Genomic DNA, 12,712 nt, shown 5'->3' with positions numbered 1-12,712 from the left:
ATAACAGTTTAGTTGAATGTCAAGCTTGATCGTATCCATAAACTAGGATAGTTGTAATCTATTTGTAATCATTTATCACTTGAAATGTGTCCGTTGCTAAATATTACTGACCACAGAAACAAGCTTTCCATCCACTGTTAGGATAGATAATAATGGAGTAGTTAGTAATGGATGACCAACACAGCGGCATTATGGGTCAAAAATCGGCGATTTGCCGAATTTTGGATGCAAATTTAGACCGAGCTAGAGAAGGTTTGCGAATTATTGAGGAGTGGTGCCGCTTTGGTCTCAACAGCGCCCAGATGGCTGGGGAGTGCAAGGAAATGCGCCAGGAATTAGCCCGTTGGCACAGCTCAGAAATCAGGATATTCCGAGATACCTCAGGGGATCCAGGGACTGGACTAACTCATCCCCAGGAAGAACGACGTTCCAGCATTCAGCAGCTTTTACAGGCTAATTTGTGTCGGGTGCAAGAAGCACTACGGGTGTTGGAAGAATATGGTAAGCTATACGATGCTCAGATGGGGATCGCCTTTAAGCAGATGCGCTATCGGGTTTACAGCCTAGAAAGCAATTTACTGGGATATCAGCGTCATCAGTTGCTAGAGCGATCGCATCTCTACTTGATTACATCTTTGTCAGAGCAGTGGTTTGCCAAAGTAGAGGCTGCCCTCCAAGGTGGACTAACCTTAGTACAGTACCGGGAAAAACAAGCAGATGATGGGGACAGACTGGCGGATGCTCAGAAACTGTGCCAGCTGTGCCATCACTACGGTGCTTTGTTTATTATGAATGACCGGGTAGATTTAGCTCTAGCAGTGGAGGCTGATGGGGTTCATATCGGACAACAAGATGTACCAATTTCCTTAGCACGGCAGCTACTCGGATCCCAGCGTATCATTGGTTGCTCGACTACTAACCCTGATGAACTACACCGGGCAATTGCTGAAGGAGCAGATTATATTGGTGTTGGACCGGTCTATGAAACCCCTACTAAACCGAGTAAGCCAGCCGCTGGTTTGGATTATGTCAAGTATGCTAAAGAGCATGCTACAATTCCATGGTTTGCAATTGGGGGAATTGATCCAAACAATTTAAACTATGTCTTGGATGCCGGAGCTCAACGAGTGGCAGTTGTCCGGGGGATCATGGAGGCGGAACAACCAACTCTAGTGACTCAATATTTCCTGTCCCAGCTCAAACGAGAGCACACTCTTCGATCTCTTGAAGCTGGGGTTTCTAAACCCTAATGTCAGAAAACTTGATAATAGTTAGACATGTTAGGTAATAAGTAATGGTTACTAATTTTTAATAGCTTGGTGGTGAATATTAGCTGATGATGTCTAACAACACAACTCAAATTACCCTTGAAGTTAATGGTGAATCCCGTACCTGCTCTTGTGACACTAAACTACCCCAGCTATTAGAACAGCTAGGCTTAAATCCGCGCCTGGTGGCAGTAGAATATAATGGTGAAATTCTCCATCGGCAGTTTTGGAACCAGACTCAAATGCAGGAGGGAGACCAGCTCGAAATTGTCACGATTGTTGGCGGTGGTTGACTTCTCGGAGCCATTTGAAAATCTCCCCATCAATCTTCTTGATGATGGGTTTCCAATCGGACTTGATATCACTAAAGCCAACAGTCAAAAACAATCAAACACAAATTAACTCAGGAGTTAACGAGTAGGGGAGTTTGAGGGGACGAAATTAGCTTGACATGTTACTGTGATATATATATAATAGTAACAAAGGTCGATAAAAGAGGTTAGCGCAGTGAAACATAAAGCCGTCAAACTCAGGATTTATCCCACTCAAGAACAGGTTCATATATTAGCCCAACATTTTGGGTGTGCTCGCTGGTGGTGGAACTATGCACTAAATCAGTGTATAGAAACCTACAAGGAAACTGGCAAAGGCTTGAAACAATCTGCACTTAACTCTATGCTGCCGAAACTCAAAAAAGAGAAAGAAACTGAATGGCTAAAAGATTGCTACTCTCAGGTTTTACAATCTGTGAGTCTCAATCTCAGTCGTGCATATCAAAACTTTTTTGTTCGCGTAGCGTGGCCTACGGCCAAGGTAGAGCGAAATATCCTAGATTCAAGTCATATCATCACCGTCAGTCAATCCAGTACCCCCAAAAAGTCAAACAAGTGGGCGACTGTCTTAAATTTCCTGGAAAGTTGGGAGTTGTTAAAGCAGTAATTCACCGACCACTAGATGGGGAAATCAAAACTGTAACGGTTAGCAAGACTCCTTCTGGGAAGTACTATGCTTCTGTGCTAATGGAGTATGAGTTGGGTGATGCCAAGCCATCTACAGATGGGAAGGTAATCGGTATTGACTTGGGCATTAAGGATTTTGCGATTACCTATGATGGAGAAAAGACTTCTAAGTTTAGCAATCCAAAACACCTAGCTAAATACGAAAAGAAACTAGCTAAAAAGCAACGTATTGCTGCCCGTAAGAAAAAGGGTAGTAACAGGCGCATAAAAGCCAGAAAGATTTTAGCTAAGGTATACGAACAGATTGGAAATGTCCGTCAAGACTACCTCCATAAGCTATCTAGAAAGATAGTTGACAACAACCAAGTAGTGGTAGTCGAAAATCTAAATGTCAAGGGCATGGTTCGTAACCATAAACTAGCTAAAGCAATTTCTGATCTAGGTTGGGGAACTTTTGTCAACTTTCTTTCCTATAAATGTGAAAAAGAAGGAAAAGTGTTGGTTGAGATAAACAGGTGGTTCCCCAGCTCCAAGACCTGCTCTAATTGTCATTACCGCATCAAGGAGTTGCCGCTAGACGTAAGGACTTGGGTTTGTCCAAGTTGTGGAACTCACCACGATAGAGATGGTAATGCAGCTAAAAATATTAGAGCAGAAGGGATCAGAGTGCTATCCTCCTCTGGGACAGGGGAGGTAAACGCCAGTGGAGAAGAAGTAAGACCAAGACGCGGACGTCCGTCCAAATTGAGGCATTCTTCCGTGAAGCTGGAAGCCCCGACCTCAAAGAAGTAGGTCGGGGTAGTTCACACCTAGATTTTTGCATAACTGTCGAATCTCCTCTTCATAGATAGGGTTCATCACAATAACCAGATCAGGTTGGTAATCCTGGAGAAACTCTGGTGGCACAATTTCTTGTCCCGTTCCAGCAACGTACTTCCCCTGTTTGCGGGGATTGAGATCTACGATGTAATCAATCACATCTTGGCACTTGAGCAGATTCAAAAAAGTAACCCCTTTCGAGCCAGCACCCCATGCTACGGCTTTTTTCCCAGTTTGAGCGATGGTTGTCAGTTTGTGCTGCCAGCTTTCTAACTTCTCCTGAAACCTAGCGGTAAAGCTGGCAATATCGCGAGCCAATACCTCGATTTCATCCGGTTTTCCATAGCTGTTCGGGATTTCCCCATGGACTGGCTTTGCTTCCAGGCAAAGGAACTGACCACCAAACGCCTCCTTGATTTCACTAACTTGAAACCCAGCATTGACAAAAGCTTGCCCTAGAGAAGAGGGGGCGAAATAGCAGCAGTGTTCATAGATAATGTCCCACACCGCTAGATGGCGAAAGGTATCTAAGGCGTTGGGGACTTCAAAGAAAACAATGGTATTAAGGCGAGAACCGATCGCCTGTCGTAGTGGCTTGAGCAAATCTGCGGGATTGGAAATGTGTTCTAGGGTGTGCCGACAACAAATTAGATCCGCTTGATACTCTTGGTAGAGCTGTGAATAGAAATCTTGAACAAACTTGACTTGAGTCTGGAGTTGTTGATGCTCTGACCTAGGAACATAGCTCGGGTCAAAACCTACTCCTCGGTTATTACCTAGTTCACACAGGCAAAGGAGAAAATCCCCTTTGCCACAACCAATTTCAATAATTTCTTTATTGTAGAGATTGTGGCGCTTCAGCAATCCAGCGGCAAGGGATTGGGCATAGTCTTGAAATCGGGGAGAGTAGTGTAAGGAGTTTTCATAGTCCTGGCAATAACCCAATTTAGTAGGGTCAAAGGCTAGGTTGCTAATAAAACCACAGCTAGGACAGAACCCTAGTTTGATATCTCCCTTGGAACAGTTTTGAGCAGTTGGACGCGATCGCCACAGCAGATTACAGTACACTGGCACCGCCAACATCTCAAAAAACACCTCTAAATCGGCAGAGGCACATACAGGACAGTTGTGGTTAGATAACGTGTTCATTTAAAGTTTTAACTCCATTAGACTAGTACAGGGAAAGTACAAATAATCAGCTATCAGCCGTCAGCTGATAGCTGACGGCTGATAGCTTTTAAGGAAACTTGGGTCAGATCATCCTTTCGAGAGTTTTCAGTGTCGGGATTTCACTAGCGATCGCATTACCAATCTCCAAAGAAGCCGTCGCACCAGGAGAGGGAGCGTTACAAACATGCATTGCTTTAGGACTATTGACAATTAAAAAATCATCCACCAGCTTGCCATCATTTTTCAAGGCTTGAGCTCTGACCCCAGCATGGGTGGGAACTAAGTCATCTGCTTGGATTTCAGGAATCAGCCGTTGCAAACTCTTAACAAAGGCAGCTTTACTGAAGGAGCGGATGATTTCCTGAATTCCTGCGTCTCCATGTTTGACAGCTAGTTTCCAGAAACCGGGATAGCTCATGACCTCCACAAAATCTCGCAAGTCAAAATCAGTCTTTCGATAGCCTTCCCGCTTGAAACTAAGTACAGCATTGGGTCCAGCATGGACACTGCCATCAATCATGTGGGTGAAATGAACCCCTAGGAAAGGAAAATTCGGATTAGGAACTGGATAAATTAGGTGCTTGACTAGGTAGCGTTTCTCTGGCTTGAGTTCATAGTACTCACCCCGGAAAGGAACGATTTTAGCTGGAGGCTCAGCATCACCCAACTTAGCAATGCGATCGCTATGTAGTCCAGCACAGTTGATCACAAACCGAGTGGGATAGTTACCATTGTTGGTTTCCAGTACTAAACCATCCCCAGTTTCCAGGATTTTTTCAACCTTACTATTGAGACGTAAATCCCCTCCCTGGAGACTCACCAGTTCAACGTATTTTTCACAGACCTGCTTGTAGTTTACAATCCCAGTCGAATAAACTCGAATTCCAGCTAAACAACGAACATGGGGTTCAATTTCCTTAACCTTTTCACCAGTAATCTTGGCAATCTCTATACCATTTTCCAAACCCCTTTGGTAAAGAGTATCCAGTAATGGTAGTTCTTCTGGTTCAGTTGCTACAATCACTTTGCCACAGATGTCATAATCAATGCCATGCTTTTGGCAGAATGCCACCATCGAGCGGTTTCCTTCATAACAAAACCTAGCCTTGAAACTCCCTGGTTTGTAGTAGATTCCAGAATGAATCACACCACTGTTATTGCCAGTTTGGTGAGCAGCCCAACTGCTCTCTTTTTCCAGTACCATAATTTTGGCATCTGGATAACGTTGACCCAATGCCATGGCTGTGGATAAGCCAATGATTCCTCCTCCAATAATCGCCAAGTCGTACATGGTTATTTTTATTACTGAAATTATTCAGGTTAATTTTTAAAGTTGAATGTTGAATGTTGAATGTTGAATGTTGAATGTTAAAAGTTATAAGTTAACCGTATCCCTTAGAAAGGGATAATAAGGGGTAATATATTTTTTTGTATGGTGAGGTACACCTTAAAGCTGAAAAGCTTGTTAATTGAGACTTCTGGTCTAGCTCATTGGAGTATAAACCGCTATAAACAATTAATTAATCCTCAAAAAGTTTGGGTAAGCCTATTCACTTTCCATACTTTTTTGTACCAGAAAACCTATTATAATATTTGCCATTTTGGCCTGAAGGGGCGACCAAAAAAGAAAAAATCACAAATGACAAACACTCTTTTACCTGCAAGTATGCAAGCCTTCCGTTATTGCTAAACTTTGCTGGGTGCTTTCTGTTTGTCTTTAGCCTGATACTCCCGGCAAATCTCCTCAGTTGCGTCAGTCGAGCAGTTATCTGAAATGATCAACTCGAAATCCTCAAAGGTCTGAGCCAAAATTGAATCTAATGCTTCTCTGAGGAATTCTTCGCCGTTGTAGACTGGTAATCCAATGCTTAAGCGGGGTTGATCAGCACTCATTTGAACATTTTTAACATAAAAATATTTGCTTAACGTATGTAAGTATTCAGCTATCAGCGTGTTGCGTATCAGCTATCAGCTGATAGCTGACGGCTGAATGCTTACCTCATAACTAATGACTGATATTTATAGAGATATAACCTCTGTACTTACTCCCATTTTATCCAACATTTGCTGAATTTCATCACAATATATGGAATTCATGACAATCACCTGATCAGGTTTGTATTCCTTCAAAAACTCTGGTGCCATAATTTTTTTACCAACACCAGGGATAAATTTCCCATGACGATGAGGATTAATGTCCACCACGTATTCAATTTTGTCTGTGGTATCAAGAGTGGTTAGAAAAGCCACACATTTGGAACCCGAACCCCAAACTACAACACGCTTGCCTTGAGCATGCATCTGCTCTAAGTGCTGCCTGCAATTCTCCAGCTTCTTGCTAATCTCGTTGGTGAAGTTTTTGACATGCTGAGTAACTTCCTCAAGACTTTCTTCCAGAGGATGTACTTTGTCAGATGCAATAGTGACAGGTTTGGTTTCAATTAACAGATATTGTTCACCATAAGCTCGATACAGGTCAGTCACTTCAAAACCACAGTCACGGAATAATCGCGCTAGGGATCCAGGGGTAAAATAGGAGCAGTGTTCGTAGTAAATGTCTTCAAAGGCTAAGTCTTTCAGTACTCGTATGGTATCCGGGATCTCAAAGACCACAACGGTATTGAGGCGATCGCCAATGGAGCGGCGCACGGTACTAATAAACTCAGCAGTAGGATAAATATGCTCCAGGGTATGGCGACAACAGATAAAATCACCTACATACTCAGCATAGCGCTCTGAGTAATAGTCTTGAATAAAGGTGACCCGGTCAGCGGCTTCACTATGGACTCGTCCTACTACAGCAGACGGGTCAATACCAACACCGCGATTGTTACCTAATTCGCACAGCAGCAAGAGGAAATCTCCTTTGCTACAACCAATCTCTATAATGTCTTTGTTATGAAGGTCGTATTTGTCGATCAGATGATTGGCTAGATCAAGGGCAAACTGATTGAAGGTTGGGGAAAAACTCTGTTGGTCTTCATAATTGGGAGCGTAAGCTGACCACCTGGGATCAAAGGAAACATTAGTGATGAAGCCGCAATCTTCACAAAATCCCAAAACCACATCACCGCAAGGGAAGTCTAGGGCTTCTTCCTCGGTTGACATCATTAAGCAACTGTGAACTGGTACGTTGTGTACTTCATAAAATAAGGACAATCCTTGGTTTCCACAGTTGGGACAAATATGTTCTGATAATGAAATCGGTTGTGTGTGAGCAAAATTTTTGGACAATGCTTGTTGTATCATTTTGAGTGACTTTTTTATAATTTAAATGTGCTGTCATTAGGACTGGCTATACTAGTCGATTCTGTAAGCTCAATAAAAAAAAAATTTTTTGTCTTTACTATTTTGCGATCGCATATAGCAATTCTCTATGCCATGAGGTACAAAGATATCCCCCTAAATCCCCCTTATCAAGGGGGACTTTGAGGTTGAGAAGCGTACCTCATAAATCCTAGAAACGCTATAATTCAGGCGTTGCTGAATTAAGGAATGAATGCGCGATCATTTGGTTTTATTGAAGCCCCCTAAATCCCCCAATTCTGGGGGACTTTGATAGTTTTGTTCCCCCCAAGCGAGCAATCCCTCGCTTGGGGGGCTAGGGGGGCAAAACCATACCCAGAATCAGCAACGCCATAATTCAAGCTTACGATCGCCAACACCAACGTTATCAAAACCTATAATTAGCAAAGCATTGACTTGATAGTAAGCATTTGTAACTAGATCAGTTACAAATTACACACCATCTTAACTGTTCACCAATGGTAGTTCTAAAGATCACCCAGATACTTTACGTTTTCTCCAACAGCGAGCTCAATCAGATCCCTATTAGCGTGTGCGAGCAGCAGTTATGACAGAATTAATCTGTGGTTGGAAAAATGAACCTGGGATGTTTTAGGGATGTTTTAATTTTTATGCGATCGCGTAGCGTGACCTAGGGTCAATCGCACAAGCGCGGAAGCTTCGCTTCATCGCGTAGCGTGACCTTTCGGGCTTTGCCCAACGCTTCGCGAACGGTCAATCGCACAAGCGCAGAAGCTTCGCTTCATCGCGTAGCGGCTCTTTCAGAGGATCGCGCTGATCGCTACTCCCTACTCTCTTGCTTGACCGTCAACCATAAACTCTAAACAATCTTTGGTTGTGGAATCGGAATAATAAATTTACCTCCTTGTTGTCGATACTCTTCCTGTTGCTGCAAAATCTCATCAGCAAAATTCCAAGCTAGCAGCAAGACATAATCTGGTTTATCCTCTAACAGTTTTGATGGTGGGAAAATCGGTAAATGATTAATGCCCATGTAGCGACCATGTTTGAATGGATTTAAATCCACTACATAATCCACCAGGGTTTTATTAATCCCAAAATAACTGAGCAGAGTAGTTGCTTTAGCTGCTGCTCCATAGGCTGCTACCTTTTTACCCTTTTTTTTCAAATCCCAGAGGATATCCAGTAAAGAAAGCTTAATTTCCTGGACACGATTAGCAAAATCACGGTAGTAATCAATACGGTCAACTCCCCGCGCTACTTCTTCTGCTAATAGAGATTTTACGGATTCCTTAACCTGTTCCTTAGGCTCCACAAATAGGCGTAACGAACCCCCATGGATTGGAGTACGTTGGATGTCATTTAGGAATAAACCATGTTTCCTAAACAACCGATCCAAAGCAGTTACTGAAAAATAGCATAAGTGCTGATGGTAGATAGTGTCAAATTCACAGTGATCTACCAAGTCAACCACATAGGGTACTTCAATCACAGCTACACCAGTCTCTTTCAGCAGAACCCCAATTCCTGCTACAAAGCCATTCAGATCTGGCACATGAGCCAAGACATTGTTAGCAAGAAAAACATCAGCTTTCCGTCCTTCAGAGTGTAGCTCTATTGCCAAATCTTTCGTAAAGAATGTACAAAGAGTAGGAATACCTGCTTTTTGGGCAGCTTCTGCAGGTCCAGAGGCTGGGTCAATTCCCAGCACTGTAATTCCTTTTTCAAGAAAGTTCTTGAGCATATAGCCATCATTACTAGCTGCTTCAATTACTAGACTGTTGCTGTTGAGTTGTCTTGATTCAATGATGGCTTTGGCACTATCTCCAAAGTGTTTTAGTAACGATTTTGATACAGAAGAAAAATAGGGGTAGTCTCGACAAAATAGGATTTCGGGCGGGACACTTTCGGTGATTTGGACTAAACCACTGCTAGGAGAAAACGCCAGATCCAATGGCGCAGTATATTCAGGTTTATCTAGCTGGTCTTTAGTAAGTAATCCATCAGCTAATGGGGTGTAACCGAAGGAAATAATTAACTCTAAGTCATCAGTGCTGTTAGCACGACAAATAGGCATGGAATTATACATTATTAGTTTAATAATATCACTGTTAATTGTTGACTGTAAACGGTTGGCAATTAACTGTTAACCATCAACAAAAAAAATATCCAGAACCATAGGCAAGTTAACTGTTTGTTAAATTTAACTAATTCTCCAGAGTGCCTGCAACCAGTGTTTCTGGCCTTTTGGTAATTGGTAATTGGCAATTAGAGTAGGATTACCGATTACCGATTACCAATGACCCAACAACTCCTAAACACTCATGGCTTGTATTTGAGGAGATCTAGGTAGCTCCGTACGCCAACGCAGGGTTTGATCTAATCTTCCAGTGCTAAGTAATTGTTTGATGTGAGCGATACGCTGATACCTCGGTCCCTCAAACTCTTCCAAGGTTAAGCCTACGGTTTGATAAGCCTGGTAGAGTTCTTGAGCTCCCCGAGGGGCATTCCATTGGGGTTTGAATTCGGGTAATGTCCGAATAATCTTACTACAATCAACGCGATAACAGCGCTTATCGGGTCCAGCATCTTTAGCGTATTCAATTTCGCAGCCTGGGACTGTTTCTTTGACAATTTCCGCTAACTCTCGAATGCGATAGTTGTCCTCATTCCGTCCGACATTAAACCCTTGATTGTGTACCAGCTCACGAGGTGCTTCCAACACCGCAATAAATGCTTGGGAAATATCTTCAATATGGACAATGGGACGCCAAGGGGTGCCATCGCTCTTGATATACACTTGACCCGTGGTAAATGCCCAAGCCACCAAGTTATTGAGTACTAGATCAAAGCGCAGACGGCGGGAAACACCGTAAGCCGTGGCATTGCGCAGAAAGATAGGACTAAAGTTATCGTCCGCTAACTGAGTAACATCTTGCTCGACACGAACTTTAGAAATGCCGTAAGGAGTGACGGGGTTGAAGGATGATTCCTCAGTCAACCAATCATCACCACCAGCGCCATAGTTACTACAGGAGGATGAGAATACGAAGCGCTCGATGCCTGCGGCTTTGGCTAACTTAGCCAAATGAACTGAAGCAGCATGATTGATCTCATAGGTTAAGTCAGGATTGAGATTCCCCAGAGGATCGTTGGAAAGCCCTGCTAAGTGGATTAGAGCATCAAATCCTTCCAGTTCTGTTGCCGTAACGTCACGGATATCCTTTTTTAGCTCTGGAATTTTTCGAATTCCTTCACCAAAGGTACTCTGTTCAAATAAGTCGCTATCAAGACCAAATACATCATACCCTTGAGCTAGTAGCATTGGCACCATGACTGTGCCGATGTAGCCCTTGTGACCAGTTACTAATACTCGCATTATTTTCCTCCCAAATTTTCCAAGGTGCATTGCCACTGTTCCACAGACGTTCTAACCTGCGCTTGTCGCGCAAGGTGTCCATGCATTGCCAGAATGAAGTGTGGTGATAGGCCATCAGTTGCCCATCTTTGGCGAGTCGCTCCAGTGGCGCTTTTTCCCACTGGGTGTCATCACCGTCGATATAATCAAAAACTCCCGGCTCTAAAACAAAGAAAGCACCGTTGATCCAGCCTTCTCGGGTTTGAGGCTTTTCAGAGAATTCCGTAATCTGGTTTCCATCTAGTTCTAAGTAACCAAAACGTGCAGGTGGACGTACTGCAGTTAAGGTAGCTAATTTGCCATGGGAACGATGGAATTCCAGGAGCGCATTTAAATTGACATCAGAAACCCCATCTCCCCAAGTGAGCATAAATGTCTGATTGCCTACATAGGGAGCGAGCCGTTTGATCCGACCGCCTGTATTGGTGTAAATACCAGTATCGATTAAATCAACTGTCCAATCCGGTGCTCCACCACCGTGCTGGATGACTTTGCCATTGTTAAGGTTGACCGTTAAGTTACTATTAAGTGAACTATAGTCCACCATGTATTTTTTAATGACTTCTGCCTTATAGCCGAGGGCAATCACAAAATCTTGGAAGCCATAATGGTAATAATGCATCATGATATGCCAGAGGATTGGTCGCCCTCCGATTGCTACCATTGGCTTTGGTTTTGTGTCGGTTTCTTCTGCTAGACGAGTACCGAGACCCCCGGCAAGAATTGCTACTTTCATATGACTGTTGAGACCAAAATTACTAACAACAAAATTACTAACAGGTTTTACTTAAACTCAATCATATAGTTATGAATTAATTCATCAATAAACCTATCGATGTATCCTATCAAATTCGGTTGACTAATGATCATAATTCCTGAGCGGGTAATTGGCAATTGGTAATTAGTAATTGTTAGTTGGTAGTTAGTAATTCAGAATTGCTAGTTGATGATTACCCATCACCCATTACTCATTACATTACTCATTACCAAAAATTCAGGGACTATTGGCAAAGTAATTAACCGGACTTGATATCATTCAGTATTTTTCATTATAACCAATTTCTACTTAGATCTGTTGCCAGATTGGCTTGAATTAAATTGGCTCTCCTAGAGTGGCTATGATAAATTAGTACAAAATAATCGCCATACCCCTTGCTTAGTAAGCTCTTGAGTAATTTAAAAATGCAATTTTAATAAAAATGTATTTTTAGTTTATTGAATCCCTTGCTATTTAAGGGGTTAAGGTCATTTAAAATACTAATTTACTATAATAAGTCTAGGAGAGCCATTAAATTTAACAAAAATTAATTAATTAAATATTAAAGATTGTGATTTTTTTGACATAAAGTGGTAGGTGAAAAATGCTAAAAACACGATTAACTAAGAACCGGTAGCGCTGGATGATCAGTAAAGGCTTGGCAGTACTGCTCCGAAAAGCGTTATTTTTTATACATCTACCGCGTAAATACCAATCCCAAAGACTTAAAAATTTAGTAGGCATTCGTCCGCACCTAGCCAAGCTCACGCTCTTCTCCCTAACCCTGTGCAGCCTACTATTGGTGATCGGCTTACCTGCTAGCTTTTCCAGCTTGGTCAGTTCTTCAGTAGCAGCGAATCCCCTCTATCCTTTGGATGCGAACATGGTGAATGTGCGGGATTACGGTGTCAAAGGTGATGGTATGACTGATGACACAGCCGCCATTCGCCTAGCAGTTCAGGATAATCTCACGAAACATCGCACCCTGTTGTTTCCAACAGGAAGCTATTTGGTCAGTGATTCAATGGAGTCGAAGAATCAGAAGGGTGTGTTT

9 protein-coding genes and 2 pseudogenes are annotated in these 12,712 nt (G+C 42.7%); 4 read left to right on the top strand and 7 right to left on the bottom strand.

Annotated elements, in window-relative coordinates; translation table 11 throughout:
• Positions 1–167 precede the first annotated feature (167 nt).
• The 3 genes and pseudogenes from F6K37_RS07865 (at position 168) to F6K37_RS07855 (ending at position 3,019) form a co-directional block, all read left to right on the top strand.
• Positions 168–1,250, top strand: coding sequence for a thiamine phosphate synthase (locus F6K37_RS07865; protein ID WP_071102253.1), 1,083 nt, complete (start codon positions 168–170; stop codon positions 1,248–1,250).
• A gap of 89 nt (positions 1,251–1,339) precedes the next feature.
• Positions 1,340–1,561, top strand: coding sequence for a sulfur carrier protein ThiS (thiS, locus tag F6K37_RS07860; RefSeq protein ID WP_044492807.1), 222 nt, complete (start codon positions 1,340–1,342; stop codon positions 1,559–1,561).
• Positions 1,562–1,775: 214 nt separating this feature from the next.
• Positions 1,776–3,019 (top strand): annotated as a pseudogene (locus tag F6K37_RS07855) (RNA-guided endonuclease InsQ/TnpB family protein).
• Here F6K37_RS07855 and F6K37_RS07850 read toward each other — a convergent pair.
• The 7 genes and pseudogenes from F6K37_RS07850 to rfbF all read right to left on the bottom strand — a co-directional run bounded on the left by F6K37_RS07850 (position 3,008) and on the right by rfbF (position 11,637).
• A complete protein-coding gene (locus tag F6K37_RS07850) occupies positions 3,008–4,195 on the bottom strand; it encodes a class I SAM-dependent methyltransferase (protein ID WP_287249340.1) in 1,188 nt (395 codons plus the stop codon). The pseudogene F6K37_RS07855 and the gene F6K37_RS07850 sit on opposite strands and share 12 nt — an antisense overlap.
• Positions 4,196–4,298: 103 nt before the next feature.
• Complete coding sequence (gene lhgD / locus F6K37_RS07845) at positions 4,299–5,507, bottom strand: L-2-hydroxyglutarate dehydrogenase (protein WP_287249338.1); 1,209 nt, start codon at positions 5,505–5,507, stop codon at positions 4,299–4,301.
• A gap of 416 nt (positions 5,508–5,923) precedes the next feature.
• A pseudogene (locus tag F6K37_RS07840) lies at positions 5,924–6,109 on the bottom strand (glycosyltransferase family 2 protein); the annotation flags it as partial.
• Positions 6,110–6,235: 126 nt separating this feature from the next.
• A complete protein-coding gene (locus F6K37_RS07835) occupies positions 6,236–7,465 on the bottom strand; it encodes a class I SAM-dependent methyltransferase (protein ID WP_287249336.1) in 1,230 nt (409 codons plus the stop codon).
• Positions 7,466–8,342: 877 nt separating this feature from the next.
• Entirely contained in the window at positions 8,343–9,572 is a 1,230-nt protein-coding gene (locus tag F6K37_RS07830; protein ID WP_044492613.1) for a class I SAM-dependent methyltransferase, read from the bottom strand.
• A gap of 225 nt (positions 9,573–9,797) precedes the next feature.
• Positions 9,798–10,862 (bottom strand): NAD-dependent epimerase/dehydratase family protein, encoded by a 1,065-nt coding sequence (locus F6K37_RS07825; RefSeq protein WP_071986853.1) that lies wholly within the window; start codon positions 10,860–10,862, stop codon positions 9,798–9,800.
• Positions 10,786–11,637 carry a glucose-1-phosphate cytidylyltransferase gene (rfbF, locus tag F6K37_RS07820; protein ID WP_287249333.1) on the bottom strand — a complete coding sequence of 284 codons (852 nt, stop codon included), beginning with the start codon at positions 11,635–11,637 and terminating at the stop codon, positions 10,786–10,788. The genes F6K37_RS07825 and rfbF overlap by 77 nt, the downstream gene beginning before the upstream one ends.
• Before the next feature lie 664 nt (positions 11,638–12,301).
• Between rfbF and F6K37_RS07815 the strand changes: the two genes are divergently transcribed.
• The coding region (locus tag F6K37_RS07815) for a glycosyl hydrolase family 28-related protein (protein ID WP_287249331.1) at positions 12,302–12,712 on the top strand (411 nt) is incomplete at its 3' end.

This window comes from Moorena sp. SIO4E2 (genome assembly GCF_010671945.1).
Classification (GTDB): Bacteria; Cyanobacteriota; Cyanobacteriia; order Cyanobacteriales; family Coleofasciculaceae; genus Moorena; species Moorena producens.
Note: the sequence above shows the minus strand (reverse complement) of the source record. Positions and strands in the feature narration are given on the sequence as shown.